This is a genomic window from Plebeiibacterium marinum (assembly GCF_026013615.1).
GTDB classification, from domain to species: domain Bacteria; phylum Bacteroidota; class Bacteroidia; order Bacteroidales; family Marinilabiliaceae; genus Saccharicrinis; species Saccharicrinis marinus_A.
Map to the genome: position 1 here is coordinate 1 of NZ_JAPDPI010000046.1, position 21695 is coordinate 21695.

Annotated in this window: 23 protein-coding genes; 18 read left to right on the forward strand and 5 right to left on the reverse strand. The window is 32.7% G+C overall.

Features of this window, described 5'->3' with window-relative positions; translation table 11 throughout:
* The 7 genes from OM074_RS17355 to OM074_RS17385 all read left to right on the forward strand — a co-directional run.
* The coding region (locus tag OM074_RS17355; RefSeq protein WP_301201792.1) for a hypothetical protein at positions 1-309 on the forward strand (309 nt) is incomplete at its 5' end.
* 119 nt (positions 310-428) lie between these two features.
* Entirely contained in the window at positions 429-956 is a 528-nt protein-coding gene (locus tag OM074_RS17360; protein WP_301201794.1) for a P-loop NTPase family protein, read from the forward strand.
* Between the two features lie 2 nt (positions 957-958).
* Entirely contained in the window at positions 959-1291 is a 333-nt protein-coding gene (locus OM074_RS17365) for a hypothetical protein (protein ID WP_301201796.1), read from the forward strand.
* Positions 1288-1710: a hypothetical protein gene (locus OM074_RS17370; RefSeq protein WP_301201799.1), complete on the forward strand. Its 423-nt coding sequence runs from the start codon at positions 1288-1290 to the stop codon at positions 1708-1710. The genes OM074_RS17365 and OM074_RS17370 overlap by 4 nt, the downstream gene beginning before the upstream one ends.
* The gene (locus tag OM074_RS17375; protein ID WP_301201801.1) at positions 1697-2257 is read left to right on the forward strand and encodes a glycoside hydrolase family 108 protein; all 561 of its coding nucleotides are present in this window, start codon (positions 1697-1699) and stop codon (positions 2255-2257) included. Before OM074_RS17370 ends, OM074_RS17375 begins: the two co-directional genes overlap by 14 nt.
* A 282-nt stretch (positions 2258-2539) precedes the next feature.
* A complete protein-coding gene (locus OM074_RS17380) occupies positions 2540-5593 on the forward strand; it encodes a caspase family protein (protein ID WP_301201803.1) in 3054 nt (1017 codons plus the stop codon).
* 86 nt (positions 5594-5679) lie between these two features.
* Complete coding sequence (locus OM074_RS17385; protein WP_301201806.1) at positions 5680-7017, forward strand: hypothetical protein; 1338 nt, start codon at positions 5680-5682, stop codon at positions 7015-7017.
* A gap of 111 nt (positions 7018-7128) precedes the next feature.
* Here the strand turns inward: OM074_RS17385 and OM074_RS17390 are convergent, their stop codons facing one another.
* A complete protein-coding gene (locus OM074_RS17390; RefSeq protein WP_301201808.1) occupies positions 7129-8349 on the reverse strand; it encodes a site-specific integrase in 1221 nt (406 codons plus the stop codon).
* A 716-nt stretch (positions 8350-9065) separates the two neighbouring features.
* Between OM074_RS17390 and OM074_RS17395 the strand changes: the two genes are divergently transcribed.
* The 3 genes from OM074_RS17395 to OM074_RS17405 are packed head-to-tail and all read left to right on the forward strand — an operon-like array spanning position 9066 to position 10899.
* A complete protein-coding gene (locus OM074_RS17395; protein ID WP_301201810.1) occupies positions 9066-9914 on the forward strand; it encodes a sensor histidine kinase in 849 nt (282 codons plus the stop codon).
* 58 nt (positions 9915-9972) lie between these two features.
* The gene (locus tag OM074_RS17400; protein WP_301201812.1) at positions 9973-10269 is read left to right on the forward strand and encodes a hypothetical protein; all 297 of its coding nucleotides are present in this window, start codon (positions 9973-9975) and stop codon (positions 10267-10269) included.
* Positions 10270-10275: 6 nt separating this feature from the next.
* Positions 10276-10899, forward strand: a complete 624-nt coding sequence (locus OM074_RS17405) for a CPBP family glutamic-type intramembrane protease (RefSeq protein ID WP_301201814.1) — start codon at positions 10276-10278, stop codon at positions 10897-10899.
* Here OM074_RS17405 and OM074_RS17410 read toward each other — a convergent pair.
* A complete protein-coding gene (locus OM074_RS17410; RefSeq protein WP_301201816.1) occupies positions 10896-11618 on the reverse strand; it encodes a DUF6320 domain-containing protein in 723 nt (240 codons plus the stop codon). The genes OM074_RS17405 and OM074_RS17410 overlap by 4 nt on opposite strands.
* 9 nt (positions 11619-11627) lie before the next feature.
* Positions 11628-12908, reverse strand: coding sequence for a hypothetical protein (locus OM074_RS17415; protein ID WP_301201819.1), 1281 nt, complete (start codon positions 12906-12908; stop codon positions 11628-11630).
* A gap of 169 nt (positions 12909-13077) precedes the next feature.
* Between OM074_RS17415 and OM074_RS17420 the strand changes: the two genes are divergently transcribed.
* The 5 genes from OM074_RS17420 (at position 13078) to OM074_RS17440 (ending at position 16954) form a co-directional block, all read left to right on the forward strand.
* Positions 13078-14058, forward strand: coding sequence for a GTP pyrophosphokinase (locus OM074_RS17420; RefSeq protein ID WP_301201821.1), 981 nt, complete (start codon positions 13078-13080; stop codon positions 14056-14058).
* Between the two features lie 346 nt (positions 14059-14404).
* On the forward strand, positions 14405-15172 hold the full coding sequence (locus OM074_RS17425; protein WP_301201823.1) for a type IV toxin-antitoxin system AbiEi family antitoxin: 768 nt from the start codon (positions 14405-14407) through the stop codon (positions 15170-15172).
* Between the two features lie 301 nt (positions 15173-15473).
* A complete protein-coding gene (locus tag OM074_RS17430; protein WP_301201825.1) occupies positions 15474-15686 on the forward strand; it encodes a helix-turn-helix transcriptional regulator in 213 nt (70 codons plus the stop codon).
* Positions 15679-16014, forward strand: coding sequence for a HipA N-terminal domain-containing protein (locus tag OM074_RS17435; protein ID WP_301201826.1), 336 nt, complete (start codon positions 15679-15681; stop codon positions 16012-16014). Before OM074_RS17430 ends, OM074_RS17435 begins: the two co-directional genes overlap by 8 nt.
* A complete protein-coding gene (locus OM074_RS17440; protein WP_301201827.1) occupies positions 16007-16954 on the forward strand; it encodes a HipA domain-containing protein in 948 nt (315 codons plus the stop codon). Before OM074_RS17435 ends, OM074_RS17440 begins: the two co-directional genes overlap by 8 nt.
* Positions 16955-17322: 368 nt before the next feature.
* On the opposite strand, the gene OM074_RS17445 is transcribed toward OM074_RS17440, so the two are convergent.
* Together OM074_RS17445 and OM074_RS17450 are read right to left on the reverse strand one after the other, a co-directional pair.
* The gene (locus OM074_RS17445; protein ID WP_301201829.1) at positions 17323-17562 is read right to left on the reverse strand and encodes a DUF4248 domain-containing protein; all 240 of its coding nucleotides are present in this window, start codon (positions 17560-17562) and stop codon (positions 17323-17325) included.
* 523 nt (positions 17563-18085) lie between these two features.
* A complete protein-coding gene (locus OM074_RS17450; RefSeq protein ID WP_212219118.1) occupies positions 18086-18322 on the reverse strand; it encodes a DUF4248 domain-containing protein in 237 nt (78 codons plus the stop codon).
* A gap of 367 nt (positions 18323-18689) precedes the next feature.
* On the opposite strand from OM074_RS17450, the gene OM074_RS17455 reads away from it, so the two are divergent.
* From OM074_RS17455 to OM074_RS17465, 3 genes are all read left to right on the forward strand, one after another.
* Complete coding sequence (locus tag OM074_RS17455; RefSeq protein WP_212219558.1) at positions 18690-18971, forward strand: helix-turn-helix domain-containing protein; 282 nt, start codon at positions 18690-18692, stop codon at positions 18969-18971.
* 10 nt (positions 18972-18981) lie between these two features.
* Positions 18982-20337 carry a DUF3987 domain-containing protein gene (locus OM074_RS17460; protein WP_301201831.1) on the forward strand — a complete coding sequence of 452 codons (1356 nt, stop codon included), beginning with the start codon at positions 18982-18984 and terminating at the stop codon, positions 20335-20337.
* A 264-nt stretch (positions 20338-20601) separates the two neighbouring features.
* On the forward strand, positions 20602-21579 hold the full coding sequence (locus OM074_RS17465) for a DUF6371 domain-containing protein (RefSeq protein WP_301201832.1): 978 nt from the start codon (positions 20602-20604) through the stop codon (positions 21577-21579).
* Positions 21580-21695: the final 116 nt, after the last annotated feature.

Here is a 21695-nt window from a genome sequence, read left to right on the forward strand (position 1 = left end):
TTTGAAGTTCCGGATTCATTGTACACGAAGCTGAAAAAGATAGTGGATGACTATGGTGTTACTCCGGCAGTTGCATTGATTAAAAGGTTTATCAATTTATATGGCAATATCACAAAAGCAAAAGCCCAACGCTTACTTACCACAGTTACCAACTCATTGAAAAATGGTAAGGTTGACAAGTCCGACAAGGAATTTGAACAGGTGAAAAACGTCCAAAAGCATTTACACGATTATCTGGAGAGTGATAAGCTGCTTGTTACCAATGTTCAGTTAAAGGGGCTACAAGGCGTTGCCGGATTGGGAAAGTAAATGCCACTACTTCTAAGCCCAAAAGTAGTGGCACAAAGCCAAGGGCAACAATACGAAGCACGACCAGAACCACAACAATAGCATCGGACCAGGTTGTGTTGGCAAACGACCTTGCTAAGATGAATTTCAAGACCATCTCCATCAGGGGAAAGTTCGGCAAACTATTAGGCAAGCTGTATATCCCATTCTATATAATGATTTACGGCTCACGCTTTCATGGGAAAAGTACCGTTGCCTTGATGTTTGCTGATGAATTGGTAAAACAGCACGGCTATAAAGTCCTGTATGTAGCCAATGAAGAAGGTGCAAAAGGAACAATGCAGGAGAAAGTGGTAAGGCTTGGAATCAACAGCCCAATTGGAATCATCGAGGATTACAATCCGAAGCTATTTAGAGATTACGATGTGGTATTTATCGACAGTACTCAAACGACCGATATTTCTCACGAGGAATTTAAAGAGCTGAAGAAACAGTTTCCGAATACCTCATTTGTAATCATCAATCAGGCAAACAGAGATGGAAGCTCTAAAGGTGGAACAAAGTGGGAGCATATAGTGGATGCCATCATGCACATCGAAAACCAAAGTGCCACAATGGAAAAGAATCGTTTCCCAGAGGGCAGTAAAGAAACCATTAAAATCTTTTAGACATGGAGGAAATGACAATTAAATTCTATTGGGTAGTGATTGCCGGATTAAGCTCATTAACGATTGGGGTACTTTCTTTCATTATCCGCAATGCTATTTCAAAGAATGCGACAAAGGAAACGGTGGAAGCTAAAACCGATTTACTGGAGAAAGACATTAAGCACCTGACAAAAGAATTGGAAGGAGCTGAAAACAAGTTTGCCATACTGCATAAGCGTGTTTCTGATTTAAGGGATAGCTCCAAGGAGATTTATGTGAGCAAGGAATTGTTTCACCAAACAATTAAGCAGCTTAATGAGAAGCTTGATACCATTTTAAAATTTGTAGAGCGATGAGAAAAATATTTGGAAAACTGACTAATGCCGGGGTCGCTGAAACGCTCAAGGTAGGCACTAAACTCATTGATGAAATATTCACCACTCAGGAAGAAAAGCTCCAGGGAAAGATGGAGCTTTTTAAAATGGCAGTTGCCGACCGTGATTCTGCAAGAACCATGTACGCTCATGATAGTTGGCTGCAAAAGATATTTGCAATCTTCTTCCTGATTGCATGGTGTGGTCTGACCTTCGTTATGCTCAACTATTTTATGTTTCATACCATTGAATTGCAGGATTGGCAGATAGCTTTTATAAGCAGTATCAATGGTGGCATCTCCACAAAACTAAGCACTATTATTGACTTTCTTTTCGGAGGTGCAATTTCCGGTGTAAACAATGTAAAACTTAAAACTAAGCGCAAGGATGAGAACTTTTGATGAACTTTTTAATGGAGTAATAAAGCACGAAGGCTACTATGCCAATATAACTGGGGATAATGGAGGTGAAACTTATATGGGTGTAGCCCGAAACTTACATCCTAATTGGGATGGTTGGCAGCTTATTGATGATTATAAAGAAGCGTTTGGAGAAATAAAGCGGAATACAAAGATTGAAATTCCTGGATTAACTGAGTTGGTTAAAGAGTTCTACAAAAGTACATTCTACGACAAGTATAAAATAGGCTACATCGTTTCTGGCTCTTTACAGGAAATCATTTTTGACTGGTGCGTGAATAGTGGCTACTGGGGTAGCTGTGGTGTTCAAAAAGTATTGAACCGCTTCTTTGATAATGACCTTAAATTGGATGGGATTATAGGGAAGAATACAGTCAAGGCAATCAATTCTTGCCCTCCTGAATCTTTATTTAATGCTATTAAATCTGCTCGTATCCATTATTATAATACAATTGCGCAAAAAGGGCAGAATCACATGTTTTTGAAGGGGTGGTTAAGAAGAATTGATGCAATTACATTTGTAATGTAAAGTTAATTTGTCATATTAAAAGCTCTTGTTATAACAAACAGGAGCTTTTTTTTGCCAATAAGTTAAGTAAACTAGAAAGATTACAAATAAGTTGAATTTGTAAGGTTAGAGAATATATAAATATGATAATACCAAGTTGATGAAGTATCTCTAGTTAATATCAGCATATATTTTTTTAAATTTCGAGACAAATAAGTTCAGTGATTACAATTTAGGACTTCCTGTACCTTGTGATTATGGGAGCTTTAAAAGTATATTTTATTCAAGGAAATGATTAAATAAATGGAAGAAAGAAGAAATGTAATCTTCACTATTGGAATTGATAAATATGAAACAGCTGTGTGGAGGGATTTAAAGAACGCTGTTTTAGATTCTAAGTCACTTGTTAAAATGTTGACAACAAAATATAACTTTGAAGAATTCCCTCATTCATTATATGATTTTGAAGCGACAAAGGAGAATATCTATCAAAGTTTCAATACCTTAAAAAATTCAGTATGTTCAGACGATAATATTATAATCTTTTTTGCAGGACATGGAAATATGAACCCAATTACCAAGAGAGGGTATTGGATACCCCATGAGGGCACGGCAGATATTCATACTTGGATTGAGAATTCTGTCATTAAAGATTTTATAGCGGATATAGAAGCGAAACATATTTGGTTAGTTGCTGATTCTTGTTTTTCAGGAACCTTTCTTATTAATACAAGGGAAATTTTTCAGGAAAAATCTTATACCGTGCTTGACCGAAATATTTCAAGGTGGATGCTTGCATCTGGCAGTGAGGAAAAGGTATCTGATGGTTCAGCAGGAAAGCATAGCCCTTTTTGTAATTATTTATTGCGTGTTCTTGAGCAGAATACAAATGTTTATTTGTCTGTTCTTGAAGTGATTAATTACGTTCAGGTTTTAACTCAAAATAATTCTAACCAAACACCTATTGGAGCATTTATTGATAATATAGGGCATTTAGGTGGAGAGATGATTCTTCAGTTAGATAAAGAATATGTAACACAAAATATTGATATTTCACAAGGAAAACCTAATACACCTTCTTTAAGGTTAGAATTAAGCAAATATGAAAACAAAAAAAGGAAAGTTTCAGCAGGTAAAGAGATATTGTTTATTGAATCTTTTGTTGATAATGCTGATTTTCTAATTGTTGAAAACTTTAGATTTGATGATGAAGGGAATAAAAAACTGAAGTTTAAAGATGATAAAGTAATTCTGGGAGCTGAAGGAAAGGATAGCTTTACTTTAGTACAACGTTTTGCCTCATGGGCTGGAATAGAAAGATATTTAGAAGAGAATAACGAACAGTATTGCGCAAAGAAAATTGTTATTATTAATGCGCATAAGGATATTGAAACTGTTGAAAATAGTCAATATGCTTTAGCTCAAGCTGATTTTATTCACGAACTAATTAATTTCAATAAAGACTTAATGTCATGCCTTCATTGTGGAGGACGTATATCTACAAACGATAGTTGTCTTGTAGAAATTGATGAAATAGGCCTAAAGAATAATGTAGGAAATGTTCATCGTGAATGCTTAAGACCTGCAGATAGAATTTTAGGTAAATCAGGATATGAAGATTTAATAGATTCATATTTAGTAAATTTTGACTATAAATTGTGGCATAGTCTTCTTGAAAAAGGGCATGGTCAATTAGGAAGTTCAGTCACACAAATTAATGGAAACAAAAGAGCTATAATAAGTTGGAATCCTGAAAATAATAAAAATGACGGTAGTTATTGTATTAGAGTGATATATGAAAATGGAAGTATTGATTTTGTTACATTAGGAAAGGAGATACATAGATTTCCAAAGAATAAAATTGATGAAGAACTCTCATTTTTTAATCGAGAATTAGAAAAAGCTAAAATTAGTGGAGATCCTCAATGTAAGATTGTTGAGACCAAGATATCAGGGAACTTTAAGCTTCTTTCTAAATTAAAAGAAACCGACCAAACTTTAACAGAGGTTAAGGCATATGAAAAAGCTTTTTATAGTAATCAGTTTGAGCAAAATACATTAAGTATTGAAAATGATTATACGCCAATAGGGTTAATAAAAGACTTTGATTCAGAGGAACTGGTAATGATTGGAGATGTCGTGCCATTTATCTCTAAGCCAGAAAATTTTGATTCGTTTATTGCTAATTGGAAGGAAGTAATCCCAGAAATAAATAAATGCACAATTAAAATAATAAAATCGGATTTTGAACTTGATACTTATTTGCAAAGCTTTTTCAAAAAAGGTCTACAACCAATTATTGATCCGCTGTTTGACTCAGAAACCAAAAAAATTGATTCAGGATTAATTTTTAAGAGGTTTCAAGATATAATAGAACAAGCAAAATTAAAGAAACAAAAATCTTGGAAACAAGGAGATAAAGTAGAAGTTGTTTTCCCTGGTGTACAATCGAATAAACAAGCAAAGGGTATTCTTTTAACTGATGAATTTATTGATGAAGTAGGTGAATTATGCGTTATTTTTAATCCTATTGAAGATGGAAAGATACTAGATGGCATGCAATTCAAGCTACCTGTAAAATTACTTATTAATTGGGACATGGCAATAACTGAAAATCAAAGGAGAAGCATATTTTCCATTCTTATTAAGAAAGGAGATTTAGGAGTTACTCATCTAGGAACAGGTTTTTTTATTGGACCTGAAGGATTATTTTTTACGTGTGGACATACTTTCAGAAAAATTGATGATGAGATAAAGTCAAATGGCTTTAAAAATATATTCATTGGCTTTCCTGAAGGAAATTCGCCATTGTATAGAATTAACCAATTGTATTATAGGTCTTTAGAAATGTACAAACAAAAAGGGCCTGAATATTTAGACGTAGCAGTAGGAGTAAGTGATTTTAAAAACACAGACTATCTTGTGTTTAATAGATTAAAGCCTACATGTGGAACAGAATTAAAGTCAGTTGGGATTTTCAATAAAAAGCCATCTAAAATTCACGATGTTAAAGGAGGTATAGCAAACCTTGAAATGCTTGAGTTATCAGAAACGCCGTTATTTGTTTCTTCTCAAGAACCATTAATTTCAGATGTGAAAAGAGATTTTGAAATACCGCTTTCTGAGGTAAGTAGAAGTAAGTTTTATAACAACTGTGTTGATATGGATGGTATTTTGAATAAAGGAGAAAGTGGCTGCCCAATAATAGATAGTAAAGGTATGGTGAGAGGTACGTTTATAGCAAGTTCAAAGCATAATCAAAAATCAGTAATGGTGCTTGCAAAATACTGTACGAAAACTGTCAATTATAAAACAAGCTTTGATTTCAATATGTATCAAGACCTTGAGATTAGGTGAGTTTTAGATTTTAATATCAAAATAAATTAGGTTAGCCGATTCTAATTATATGTCGGTATCCCATAATACTATCAATAGGAATTCCGATGACAGAAAAACAGATTGATAATAAAGCATTTGCTTTTGTAGAGCGTCTTGTCGTTAAAGAAAATGACGACAATAAGAACAATCGAAGAAGAAATAAAGGTTCTATTGAGGAAGTGCAAGTTGTAGATTGGTCAGACAAGTTAGTGGATGATAAACCATTTATTCAAAAAAAATATTTACCTAATATTTCTGACTATGATATAACAATAGCAATTGATGGTGTATGCTACGGTTTTAGTGATGGTGAATATATTGACTATTATAAATTTATTCATGAAGTAGTTAACTATGATTCTTTAAACGCAAAAGTATCAGTGGAATACCTTAAGGAAAAGGTATTGCTTTGGATAATCGAAGTGTTTAAGAGTAAAAGGGCAGTACAGAGTCTTACGTTATATTTAAGTGGATTACTAAGTAAAGATTTAAAAGCTAAAAAGTATTATTACCCAGTTCTTAACTTAACTATTGAAGAACCTTTTTCAATTGGAGATATTCAATTTACCTATATGACTAAGGATTATTTTGATGAATATTGGAATAAGGTAAAGGGTAACGATAATATGACTAAAGACGAGTTTGACTCCTTGTTAAGAAAATACCAAGGAAGAGTTTTTGTTGTTGTAGAAACATTGGCAGAAAATAAGAAAGGCCAAGAAATTTCCTATAAGAAAGCCTGTTTAGCAATTGACATGATAAAGCTACTGTCTCCAACTGTATATTATCCTGACCTGACTTGTTATATTGATTTAGAAAAAAGAATTCCTTATACATCAGAATATTTGACTCAGAATAAAAATGAAAAATTTGGATTCGGAATAAACATGTCCGCAAATAACAATCCTTTTCATATGCCAAAGTCACTGTGCCATCAACTGAAGAGCAGTTTTGGTCTACTTGGGAGCCTTTTTGATAATGAAAAAAATGACTTGGATGAATTGTTAATTAACTCAATAAAGTTAGTTGCTAAAGCGATAAAGGAGACTGATTTGCACTTAAGGATTTCTTTTCTAATAATGGTATTAGAAAGCATATTTCTTTTGGATGAAGAGGATTATAAGATGGAAAAAAAATGCAAGAGGAGAATTAGTGAGCTAATGTTTCCAACGGAAGGAAAAAAATATCGGGAGCTATTGGACTTACTAACCAATATGTATCTGATTAGGCATAAAATGACGCATAAATCAATTAGGCTATATATTGAACTACAAAAATTAAGAGAGTTTCAGACGAATTTGATTGATTCAATTATAAGAATACTGCACAACAAGCATAAACTTACAAATAAGGTAGTGTTAATTGAATATTTGGATAGAAAAGTAAAGCCCCAAAGTGCATAAAATACTATGGAATGCATATTGAAGCTATGGCATTATACACAAAACTTCCGATAGATTTTTCATTCGGAAGTTTTTGTGTTTTTAACATATAAGTGTATTTAAATGATGTCTTTAAGCCAAGCTCATCTCAGAGCATTTTAACTTTTGGGATAATAACAGCATATCTGAACTTATCTTTTCATTTGTAATACGAGCATAAATCTGTGTTGTTTTAATATTGGTATGACCAAGCATCTTGCTAACGGATTCGATAGGAACTCCCTTTGATAATGTAACTGTAGTTGCAAAAGTATGACGTGCCAGATGAAACGTAAGGTTTTTAGTTATTCCGCAGACATCAGCAATTTCTTTCAGATACGCATTCGTTTTTTGATTCGTCGGAATTGGTAAAAGAACGCCGTTTGGGAGACCTTTGTACTTATCAAGTATCAATTGGGCTATATCCAGTAAAGGCACAACCGTTTTAATTGAGGTTTTCTGTCGTTTAGTGTTTATCCATAAATTACCATCAAAACCTTTGGTAATATGCTCTTGTCTGAGATTTTTGATGTCGATATACGCAAGTCCGGTGTAGCATGAGAATATAAAGATATCACGTATGCGCTCCAATCGTTCACTACTAAAGCATTTTTGCATGATGCGTTTTAGTTCATCATCGTTCAGATAGCCTCTGTCAACCTTTTTAATAGTGATTCTATAATTGGCAAAAGGATCGATCTGTATCCACCCGTTTTTTTGTGCGGTAAGCACTATACTCTTAAATTTCTGTATAAATTTAGCTGTTGTGTTTGCATTGCAACCACATTGTACATTCAGGAAGGTTTCAAATCCAACAATAAAGGAGTGGTTGATTTCTCTTAAATCTATATCGCTTCGTTTATATTCAGTTTTCAGGTAATTTGAAAGGTGTCGCTTACAAACTTCCGCTTTTTGGTAAGTGGCTTTAGATTTAGTTATGCCAATTTGTTTTTGTAAGAGAATATTACATTCCTCGAATAGTTCCATTAAAAGATATTGTTCCACTCCAATTCCCAAGAAAGTGTTTTTTACTTTTTCAGCAGTTACCTGAATATCTTTTTTTGTGAGGTCGTTGTATGCGTTATAAAGCGAGTTCTTAATTTCGTCTAATACGGTATTAATGGCTCTTGCTTCAGCAGTTCTTCCTTTTGCTCTATTTAATTCAACATTCCAGTCATCTGGTTTAATATATTGTTTGGTGTTGAACTGGCTGACCTTCTTATTAATTGTAATTCTTGCAACAATTGGTGCGGTTCCGTCTTTCTTTTCTGCATTCTTTTTTACGAAGAAAAGAACATTAAAAGTACTTCTCATAAGCTTCATTTTTTGAATTGTAAAACTATGTTATTAATCTCAAAATGAAATGATTGCAGGTTGGACAATATTGGACAGGCTTCTGCCAATTTCAGACAAATCGTGACCTTTTTTTGCCGTTTTAGAATCGGTCACGATTTGGTCACGATTTTATGTCGTTTTAAGGCATATTAAAGAAGACGTACAAAACAAAAAGGCATAAAAAAAGTCCTACAATCTATTGATATTGTAGGACTTGTCTTTTTTCTGTCAATTATTGACATTTTAATCAGCGGAGAGAGAGGGAACTGAAAATTTGTGTTAAGTACCCTATCCTCAATATTTTACGAATTCATTTTTTAAAGTCCTCTGTAAGTCCACCAAAATTGGCTAAAAAATGCCCGTTTTAAATGCGTTTTAATGAACTCATTTCCCTCCAAAAGTAGCAAAAAGGAACCGAACCTAAAAATGGGTTTTATTACGTTAAAATTTTTTATTTAGAAGGTAAGCATAGCGTACATCTTTTAAGACTCAAGAGCATGATTTTATCAGATGCTTAACCTATTTTATGATAATATTGAGTGAAGTTCAAAAAAAGTAAGAAATTAGATTGGTAATATTATGTTTAAATATGAATTTCTATCTTATTACACCCTATATTTTAATTGTTTTGAAATGTGAAAAAACTTAACTTATAGTTTTTATCAATAGAAGTATAGAAATTTTAGAAAGATGAAATGAAAACTACATCCGATGAAGATTACATAAAAATTCTAGAACAGGAGATTTCTGAGCTGAAGAGAATAATAAAAACACAACAAAAAGATATTGAAAAAATCGTAGAGCAGAGAACCCTGGAATTAATTGATCTTATCAGCACAAAAGATAAATTTTACAGGATTATAGCACATGAATTACGTAATCCTTTTAATAGTATTTTAGGGATATTGGAATTGTTACTTAATAATTTTCATAGTTATGCACCAAAAGAAATTGAGAATTTTCTAACTATTCTATATGGGACTACGAATATTTCGTTTGAATTACTTGTAAATCTTTCAGAATGGCTAAGTATAAATAGTAAGAAGTTGTCTTTTAACCCAGAAGAAGTAAATGTATCAAAAATATTATCTGAGGCCATATTAGCAACAGACTTGACTGCTAAGAATAAAAAAATCAATATTAATAATTGCATACGTGAGAATATTTATGGCTATGTCGATGTCAATATGATAAGTACTATTTTTAGGAATCTACTCAATAATGCCATTAAATTTTCTAATATAAAAAGTAGTATTGATGTTTCTGCACAATTAAGCAAAGACTTTGTTGAGATATCTGTTAAAGATAATGGAATAGGAATAGATGAAGAAACACTTAAGAATATTTTTAAGATTGAGGGGGTTGAATCTACACAAGGTACAGCAAGTGAGTATGGTACAGGGTTTGGATTATTGCTATGTAAAGAATTAGTTGAGATAGAAGGGGGGCAAATATGGGTTGAAAGCGTTATTGGTAATGGGAGTGAATTCAAGTTTACTGTACCTAATTCAAAAAAAGAAGCAAATAATGAAACTTCTTATTAAAGCTATAGATTGTTAAAGGCAATAATTTTGTTGATATAGGTCACTAATTATAAAAGATATGATACCAAATAAATTTAAAAACTATTTTTTAGGATCAAATAAATTATTTTTCCCGGAATACGAATTCGTAATTAAGTTAAGCTTTCCCAGAGTATTTGTTCGCTTTTTGCGTGTAGAAGGGTATTATACTGATTTTGAAAAATTCTTTCAAAATGTTGCTGAGGTACAATATATTGAAGGCAGCAAACTATCGAAAATAGAAGAACGACAAATATTAAATGAAGTTTGGGATTTTCTTACAATGGAAAAAGGACCTAATAAAGCTGATTTTTTTGGAAAAAATGATAAATTATAATTTGAGTTGAAAAATGGGATAAAAAAGAATTTTGAACTCATTGCTGTATTATTTACATCAATTTTAAAATTTCTGTTGATAGACTGGCTCAATGCTAGAATTATATATATCATAGGTGTTTCGATTTTCTGGATTGGATACATGTTATTTCGTAAAAGAACTCATAATGAGAATGAAATTTTTAAACTACATAATTTTAAACATTCTTTTATAATTTTATTACCCATTATTCTACTTAATGGTTTGGCTTGTGCATTTTATGCATACAATAATAATGCCTTCTATATATCTTGGCACGTTCTATTGGTTTTTCTTCTCTATCCACTTTGGGGAGTTATTCAACAATTTATTATGCTTGAGGCTATTTTGATAAATCTAATTGTATTTTTTAATGGGAAAGCCAGTAATACTATTTTAGTTTTTATCGTGTCAACATTGTTTGGTATCATTCATTATCCAAATGCTTTTTTGATGATATACACCTTTTGTCTGGAATTGGTTTTGGCTTCAGTATATCTTAAATGGCGTAACCTATGGGCAATTGGTATCACGCATGGCTGGATAGCAACCTGTTTACTTTATTATGCATTGGAGCGTAATCCTTGGTTAGAGCTAATGTTAGGATTTTAAATATGAAAAAATCGCTTTAGCTCTATTCCTTTTTTAAGTTTATAGTGTACATAAAACAATATACCGGAAACGGGTATTAATGATGCTCCTGCTATTAAACTCCATTTAAGTATAATTATTTGATGAGAATATAGAGATACAAAAATCTCAATGCAAAGTAGTAGTGAAGCTATGGCTATGAAAACGACCGCTAAAATGTTGAATCCTATTTGATTGGATATTCGAATTAATACTAAAATTACAAGTGATAAAACATAAATGGATGTAACAATAGGAATTCCCAGTTTTATCCCCCAATTACTATCTCCATTAAAATAATCTATCGTTAAAAACATCAATATTAAGGATGTCAAGCTGCATATAATCAGGATCAAAGGTTTTTTTCGAAAAAGGATAACAATACTAATGTTGGCAAAAGCTACTAATGAGGCAATTAAGTTATACTTAGCCCAATTGATATTTTGGCTTATAATAAAGTTTATACCAAGTGTGACAATAATACCGGATGTCAGAATAATACCGGATATTTTCCAAATTAGTTTTAGCTTTTGAGTACGGCTTAAGTTTTCAATTTCATTTATAGTTTTATCTCTAAAATCGGGATGTTTCTCAATGGGAATATTAACAGGGATAGGCTCTTCGCCTACTCTTAGTCCGCATAAAGGGCAAAATGCCATATCATTATCCAATTCTACTTCACAATTTTTACAATATTCCATAAACTAATTTTAATGTTTAGTTATTTTAATATTTATGCCTTGCTTAGAGAGAAAGTGAAGATACCTTCGTTCAAATTCTTTGGATTTTGTAATGTTACCAAAACTTAAAGTAAGCGTATCCTCATAACCGATTACACCGCAGTTAATCTTGAGCTTCTTATTTGGAGGAGGAGGGGATATTGTGAAATAATCAACTTTATGGCGAATTGGATCGGGTAATTCTATTTTTCCCAGATTAGTTAAAACACCGCTATACAAGTTGGTTCCTTGAGAATGGTATTTATAAAACAGGATTAAACTTTTTAGCCAAATAGGAATTCCCCTAACCAATAAATTTCGTTCACCACTTACGTTACGAGAAATGATTTTGCTGATTAGTTTTTCATCAGTATCTAACTTCATTTTATGATATACAACTTTAAGTATCTCATCAAATGTATATTTGCCTAAGCGAAAGTCTATTTCGGGCATAACAAAAAGTGAAAAATTACGCAATGATTTAGTGGCATAAATATTTCTAATATTTACCGGTACCTGAATTCTTGCGATCATACTTGATGAGTAAATTCCATTTTTCTTGTATTCAAGATAGATGTCTTGAAGTGTTAACAAATAAACGGCAACCAGATAATCTGTAATGCTAACACCTTTTTTCTTTGCTTTTTGTTTTATTTGCTGAATAGATAAAATGGCAAATAAAAGATCAAATCGGGGTTTTTTCTTTAAAATAAAGGGTAAATGAAAGGCTTTGGGTTGTTTTATTACATGAGGTATATTCTCTTTAAAATATCGGTTGTAAGCATCTTCAACTTCCTCATCATCAGCTTTCATTGTATAAAAGCTATCTATTTGATTCTTGTGAATAACACCTTTATCCTGAAAATAATAAATTAGGATGGCTTTTATAAAGGTTAATAAACCGTATCCGTCAGTAAGTATGTGTGAAAATTCTGCACTTATCCTATTTTTATGAACAAGAATTCTCACTAGTAAATTATTTTTGGCCTTCCGTTTAAAAGCTTTACATGCAACAGCATTGTCATGTTGGATACTTATTGGATCATTTATTTGTTCGAGGTAATACCAGAAAAAACCACCATGCAAACTCACTTTAAAATATGGAAATCTTTTTTCAGCACGCTTCACTGCTCTAAATAGACTACTGATAGTAACTCTCTCTGTTAAATTGGCAGTAAGTCGTATTACAGTAGTGTTTTCCTTGCTTCTAATAGCCGGGAATATTTTAGCCGCATTGTCTAAAGGAGCCCAAAAAGTGCCTTTGTTGTCCATTATTGGAGATAGAATTTTCAGAACTTTAAATTTTAATTAAGATTAGCACAATATCAATTAATTATAGTAATTTAAGCAAAATGTGCGACAATGAATTATAAAGTGGTAGATTTTGCCAAGTATCATTATAGTTTGCGTAAAAGTTGAGTGAATCTTATTAAATAGTATCATGGATCTGATTGAAGAAAAAGTAAAGGAGTTTAAAAAATGGTACCATCAACAACTTACTTACCATCAAAAAGGAATAGAATGCTTTTCTAATATTATTGAAAATATAGAAAAGGTAGACCAAGTATTATTTAGAATCAAATCCTGTGATGAGTGTATTAAAAAGTTCAAAATAAAATATTTACCTTATTTGGATTCAGATTCTTCATTTAAGATTCAGGATTATATTACAGATCTAATAGGAGTGAGGGCTGTTTGTTATTATTCTGACGATCTTGTTTCTGTAAAAAGAAAATTAAAAAAACATTTTAGAGTTGTGGAAACGACCGATAAAACAAGTTTACTTGAAAAAACCGAAAATCAATTCGGATATAAAGGTCTGCACCTACAGTTAAAGTTGAAAAAAAAGAGAGGTGCAGATAAAAACATTGAAGACTATAGTTCGTTAGTGTTTGAATTGCAGATAAGGACGGTAATTCAGGACGCCTGGAGTATATTAGATCATAAGATTAAATACAAAAAAAGTATACCGCATAATTTAAAACGAAGAATTAACCGTTTATCTGCTTTGTTTGAAATAGCAGATGAAGAATTTCTAAGTATTAAAAAGGAAATATTGCAAGAGGAGAAAATTATATATGACCGTTTAAGAAAAAAAAGATCTTTAGATACCAATTTGGCACTTGATGTTTTTAGATTTTTATATATAGCCAAAAAGCATTTTCCCGATTATAAGTTTATTGAATATAAGGTGGATAATTTTGTGCAGGAGATACTAATTCATAAATCTGATTTTACAGAGAGTGGTTTAGAGCTTGCAATTGCAAAATATCTTCATTTTTCAAACAAAATTGAAAAAGCCGGAAATCAAACTTTAAATCCGTATACAAAAATAAGGTACTGCTTGTATCGATATGATCGTAAACTGTTCGAAAATATTTTGTCCAGCTACCAAAAAGAAGTCATTAATGATTATTTATAGTTAATAGTAATAAGTGTTGAATAATAAAAATGGTACTATTGCTACTATAAGATGTGTTTTGTATTGTTTTGAAATATAACAGCATGTAGCTTTATACTAAATTTGATACATAGGTATATACTATAAATGCTACAGAATTGGTTTGTTCTGGTATTTAATTATGCTTTCTGGATAATAAAGTATTTGATTTTGCTTATAGGTTAATTGCTTTTGACAACGAAAAGAATATAAATAACTTTATAAATATGAATTTTTGCGTAGTTTAACTACTCATTAAGTAATATTTTTAAAGTTATTTAGTTCTTTTATTAAATCAATTCTTTATTTTTGTTGAAAATTGAGTAGTATGACTACGCATAATGACACAAAATTAAAGAAGCTTTTTAATCTATTGCAGCCCAATAATGTGATAACAGCAGCAGTATTGGACAACAATGGTGTATCCAGACATCTTCGAAGGTACTATCAGGAAAGTGGATGGATAGAACCGTTAGGAAGAGGTGCCTATAAAAAGCCGGGAGATTTGTTAGAATGGCAGGCAGGTGTGAATGCTCTGCAAAACCAACTAAATATCAAAGTTCATGTAGGAGGTTTAACCGCATTAATCTTACATGGATTCAGCCACTATTTCAGATTAAGTAAGGAAACGTTATATCTCTTTTCTCCCCTGCAAACCAGAATGCCTAACTGGTTTACAAATTACAACTGGAATGTAGAACTATTTCAGAAACCTACTTCATTTCTTCCAGAAAATACGGGCGTCAAGGAATTGGAGATAAAAGATACAAAAGTTAATGTATCAACACCCGAACGTGCCATATTGGAATGCTTGTTTTTAGCACCGCAACATGCAGATCTTGTCGAATGTTATCAGGTTTTGGAAGGACTGGTTAACCTAAAGCCGAGACTCGTGAGCGAGCTTTTGTCAACTTGCAACTCGGTAAAAGTAAAACGCCTCTTCCTTTATATGTCAGAAAAGGCAAATCACCAATGGCTTCAATTCCTTAAAACAGATAAAATAGATTTAGGTAGTGGAGACCGTATGATAACAGAAAGTGGAGCATACAGTTCTAAATACAAAATTACAATACCCAAAGAATTAGCGGAGTTCTGATTGCACCAGCATATAGAGCACAAGTGGATTTATTGTTACAGGTTCTGCCTTATGTAGCGAAAGAAGAAATATTTGCACTAAAAGGAGGTGCGGCTATTGCCTTTTTATAAGGGAAATGCCTCCATTGTCAGTTGACATCGACTTGACCTATCCGGCACTTGATTCCTGAACCGAAGCCCTCAGTGTTTAAATACATAAATATACCCTATTGGGTATGAAATAGACTTCCTCTTTAAAAATATATCATATCGGGTATAATATTAGAATAATCACTATATTTATACCCTAAAAGGTATAAAATATGCTTGGACTAATACAATTTGTGAAACAGCGAAGAAAGCAGCTTGGTTTAACACAACAGGATCTAGCTGAAAGAGCTGGAGTAGGACTTCGCTTCATAAGAGACCTGGAGCAAGGAAAACCTAGTTTGCGTATGGATAAGGTTAATGAGGTGTTGGCATTGTTCGGACATGAATTGACTCCTTTTGAAACGAAATTAATAGATAATGAATAGAAAAGGGAAAGTGTTTTATAAGCAATATTTTGCAGGAATTATCGAAGAGACTGAGAAGGGCTATCGTTTTGTATATGATGAAGAATACTTGAATAAAGAAGAAAAATGGCCAATTAGCAAGACTTTGCCTATTTCTAAACATCCTTACTCTTCTAATACAATGTTTCCTTTTTTTGACGGTCTGATACCAGAAGGGTGGTTGTTAGATGTAGCTGTAGACAATTGGAAGTTAAAGGCTAATGACCGAATGGGGTTACTTTTAGCTTGTTGCAAAGATTGTATTGGAGCAGTTTCTATTTTACCATTAAACGCAAATAATCATGAATAACAAATGTTTATATTGCTATCAACCATTAGGTGAAGGAGATATAGATTTTCATTCAAAATGTTCAAAAAAGATATTCGGAACTACGGAAGCTCCTGTATTGGATTATTCTTTGGATCAGATGCATGAATTGGCAAAAAAAGTAGTTCAGAGCCATGTTACTGTTCCAGGAGTTCAAGCTAAGTTATCTTTTCATTTTGAGCCTCAAAGAGGGCAAGAGAACAGATTGACTTTGGTTGGCGTTTGGGGTAATTATATATTAAAACCACCTACTCAACAATTTAATCATTTGCCTGAGAACGAGGATTTGACAATGCATTTGGCCAAGTTGTTTAAGATAAATGTTGTACCACATTCATTAATCAGACTGAAATCAGGGGAACTTGCTTATATTACCAAACGAATAGATCGGATTGGGGAGCAGAAATTAGCGATGGAAGATTTGTGCCAATTAAGTGAACGCCTGACAGAGGATAAGTATAAGGGTTCCATGGAGCAAGTTGGTAAAGTAATTATGCAATATTCATCCAACCCATTATTCGATGCTCAAGTATTTTTTGAAGTAGCTTTATTTTCATTCCTAACAGGAAATGCAGATATGCACTTGAAGAACTTTTCGATGATTGATCTGGATAATGGATTAACACAACTGGCTCCGGCTTACGACCTATTATCAACAAGGTTAGTCATTCCAGAAAAAGACGATCCAGAGGAGTTAGCCCTAACTATGAATGGTAGAAAACGGAAGTTTAGAATTAATGATTTCCAACAACTAGCAAAGAGTCTAAAACTAAATCAAAAACAGGTTGATAATATATTTAAGCGATTTCAGAAAGCGATTCCAACGGTTCTGGATTTTATAAATAATTCCTTCTTGCCTGAAGATAAGAAAATAGAATATAAAGAGTTAATTCAAGAGAGAGCTAGTAGGCTTTTTGCTTAGGTTTATTTCTAGAGGATGAAAAACGGTTACTTTCCATGAAAAACAATTATTAATAAGAGGTTTTTATGAAAAGTGGTTACAAAGTCGATGAAATAACTTTAAAGGAAGCTGTTTTTACACAATGAACTGTTTCGTATTGTTTTGAAATATAGCAATATGCAACAATATACTAAAAATGATACATCGCTATATACTAAATTTGATACATAGGTATATACTAAAAATGCTACAGGAATTTTATTTTGTGGTAATTAATTATGGTTTCTTCTTAAATGTGAAGTATATATGAATAGTATTAAATATACCCTGTCGGGTATAGATAGGCCAATATAATTGAAAAATATACCCGTTCGGGTATCATAAAGGAATTATAGCCCATCAAACTCTTCCTGACTAATGCAAAAGTGCTCCAGGATAAGCTCCAGTTCTTTATGAGTAAAATAGTGGGCACGTTTATTTCGTGTCAATTTATCAAGCTTAGTGCTTAATTCCTGTGATAGTTTAATTTCCTTACGCAGTAATTGCATGGCGGAAGTTGTATTTGAACTTTGAGGATATAGTTTTTTAGCTAATTCTTGTTTTAGTATTGTTCGTGGTAATATCATCATATTGCGCTTAATATTATTCTACTTCATTTTGATGGTTGTAAAATTATATTATAAATCACAAAACTAGCGACTTACAGCTATGCCAATTTGCGACACAACTTAGCCAAGTAACGACAATTTAAACTTTATTTAGTTTCATGCACGACAGACCATACAATTCCCAATAAAGTGCTCAAAAAGCACTCTTAAAAAACGAAGCATTTTCCTAATTCAACAATGGTGTTGTTTTCATATTGGTGGAGATTTACACCAAGCATTATTGATAATGAGCAAAGCAAACAAAAAGTACTCTCATAAATTTTGAAAGCATTCAAAAAGCACGCTTAATATACTCTACAAAATGGGCAAAGCATATAAAAGCAAGTGAAATATACTCTGAGCATAGTCTCTATATACACTGAAAGTACTCTGAAGCATGAAAAAGCACTCAAAAGCTATCTGTTTATTGGTATCGATAGTACTTTTAAGCTTGTTTTCGCAAGTTTTTCAGTACATTTTTACCGTTGTTTCCCCAAAGAAGTTCTTATAACAACTCAAATTCTTCCTGACTGATACAAAAATGTTCCAGGATAACCTCCAACTCTTTGTGTGTATAATAATGCGCTCGTTTATTTCTTGTCAACAATTCAAGTCTATTATTTAATTCCGGTGATAGTTTTATTTCTTTCCGGAGCAACTGCATCGCTGCATTAATATTTGAGCTTTGTGGATATAATTTAATGGCCAAATCTTGTTTCAATATCGTTCTTCTAAATATCATTTTAGTGAGTCATTTTTGCATTTTTCTGATTCAATTATAGAGAAATAGAATGCAATTTCAAAAGGAATGTAGAACATGGTAATAAATAGTAATAAAAGTAAAAATAGTTGATATTCAAATAGTAATAAATAGCAGTAAAAAGAAAAATACCAGGAATTATAACTGTGATGTAATTTGGTCTGTATTCAATAATATTTACTTGCGCTAAATTAAAACTGCAAAAACGATAAAATACGTTACGATACGTTCTTTTACTACCATTTACTCGCATTTACTATCAGATCCTATCTTTAACTATAAAGTGAGTGTACCGTATTGCTTAGGTTTGACGAAATAAAATTTAGTAACAAGTTTAAATCGTATAAAAATGAGCAAGACAGTTGTAATTGTAGATGAGCATCTCTTTAATAAGTTAATGGGCAAAATTGATCATATTAACGATAAGATAGATAGTATCAATGTGGCCAAGAATGATGGTTTTAAAGACCGTTGGTATGTTACCGAAGAAGTATGTAAACTATTAAATGTTAGTAGGCGAACTTTGCAAACCATGCGCGATAATAAAATCATTGCCTTTAAGAAAACCGGACGCAAGATTTATTACAAGGCTTCTGATATTGAAGCCTACCTGGAAAGTATTAATGGATAATCCTTTGCAAATGGAATCAATTGAAAAAGATAAAACAGAACTGGGGAGGTCGCATCTTACGTTTGGTAAGATGTCTCTTCAAGAAGCCAACTTAAGATTGAAAACAGCTGAGGAATCTGAATTTCCATTAAGTATATTTCCGAAGTTTATCCAGGATACCATAATTGAGCTATACGACAATGGAAATTATAACATCGATTATACTGCTGTAAGCATTTTTACCGCCTTAGCTGGGATAATTGGTAATTCGTATCATTTGCGTAAACATATTGAATGGATAGAAAACCCATCTATGTGGGTGGTTTTGGTAGGTAAGTCAGGGCAGAATAAAAGTGCGCCCTTAAAAACAGCCTTTAAAGCCATAAAAAATCTGCAAAAGCAATACGACCAGGAATACGAAGCAGCCATAGCTAATTATGATCCTGATTTAGGTGAAAAGAAACCGACTAAGAAAAAGTTGTATTCTACCGACCCGACTTTTGAGGCTCTCATCAATATCCATAAGCAAAATCCCAATGGTATGATATTGATGCCCGATGAGTTTAAGAGTTTTATATTGAATTTGATTGGTTATAGCGGAACCTCAAAGCAAAGTCAGTTTTTATCCATATGGGATGGTGCACCTATTTCACTGGATCGTAAAGAAGTTGAAAGCTCTTCATTGAGTATGCCTTGTGTTTCAATTATTGGCAGTATTCAGGACGATGTGATTGCATCCTTTAAGGCCAAGGATATTAAAGACGGTTTCTTTGAGCGGATTCTTTTTGCAATTCCATTAAAAATGGAAAAGAAATATATCCAAAGAAAAAATCCGGATGATTATATGGTGGAGAAATTTCATTCGAGGATGAAAGCATTGATGGATAAAATTAATGAGAGTATTAATACCATAGAGTTACCGTTATCAGAGAAGGCAGAGGACTTGTTTATTGATGAAGTAAACAAACACGTAAAGCCATCCAATAAGGATGCTGCCATATCTGGAATTCTGTCAAAACTCGATAGATATATACTACGGTTTGCCCTGGTCCTTGAAGTCTCCAATAGTTTTTTTGAAGGGCAGGTGATCGAGCAGGTAAGCGAAAGTTCAATGAAGAAAGCCATTATGCTTAAGGATTATTTCTTTTCTAATGCATTAAAGCTAAATCACATGGTTTTAAATGTATATGAGGACAATTCAAAGGAAGGTAAGGTATTTCAGGTTTTAAAGAAGATTGGCAAACGGGAATTTACCAACAAAGAGTTTATTGAGATGGCCAATAAACTCAATATAGCCAAGGAATCATATGCCTACCAATTGCTGAGCAATACAAAACTGGCGCATAAGAAACAGAAAGGTGTTTACGAAACAGATGTGCTCAATTAATCTTACTGCTGCCATAAAGGCTCAGAGAAAAATATGGAATATTGTAGAGTTTGCGTAGTTGTGGAGTTTGGTTGATTCACAATTATTTACGTGTGTAGTTTGAGTGTAGTAACTGTGGAGTATGGGGCACCACAGATAGTTCAATCATTATCGCAAATTTGATGGAATTGTGGAGTGAGTGGAGTTGTATGGAGTCGTAAATACTTGAAAAACAACAATCCTCCACAACTCCATAAACTTCACTAAAACAAAAAACTTTCCTTTATGCCAGATATTCGCTATTCATTGGAAAAATACAAAGGTCGATCAACCAGGTATCATTGTCCGAAATGTCATCAAAGGACTTTTACCAGGTATGTAGACCACCAAACCAACAAGTATTTGTCAAATTATACCGGGAGATGTAACCGGGTAGAAAAATGTGCATACCATTTTACACCTAAAATGTACTTTGAGAAAAACGGATACGAACCGGATGATTATTATACATTGACGCCTAAATCAAAAACAATTGTAAAACCACCTTCATGTATTGACCCAAAGTTAATGCTAACCTCTCTTACCAATTATCACCAAAATAACTTTGCTATAGGATTGAGTAAACTCTTTCCGGAGCATATGGTTTGGGAGGTATTACAGAGGTATTACGTTGGTACTGCCAAAGGAAATAAAACAATTTTCTGGCAAGTCAATCGAGTAGGGCAAGTACGAACAGGTAAAGTAATGCAATATGATGTTCATACATTAAAACGTAATGGCTACATCAATTGGGTGCATCATATTATCAAACAAAAGGACTTTAACTTGAAGCAAGTTTTCTTTGGCGCACATCTACTTATCAATAAATCAAGGCCAGTTGCTATTGCAGAAGGTGAAAAGAATGCCATTTTCGGTGCGTTGTATTATCCGCAATATAATTGGATAGCTGTAGGCTCCGTTGAAATGCTCAATCTACAAAAGCTAAATGCCCTCAAGGATTACCACGTTACTTTATTTCCTGATAAAGGGAAAGCATTTGAGAAGTGGAGCAAGATAGCCGAAAGAGTTTGCTTTGATGTTCGTGTAAATACCGTTCTGGAGTATACAGATTTAAATGAAGGTGATGATATTGCTGATTTGGTTATCTCCATAAAAAAGGAACAATATAATGCAAGTCCGGAAGCGCTTCTAGATAGGTTTAAAAAAAGGAATGATTATTTAAATCTATTATTGGAGATATTTGATTTGGGTGTTACAATTTAGTTGTCATATTCAAAATTGATTACATGAATCTGTTTTAAATTATTAGAGAGGAATTATAATACAGAAGATGATATTATAAATAAGAGCAATTTTAATTCTCAAAAATGGTCGCCATA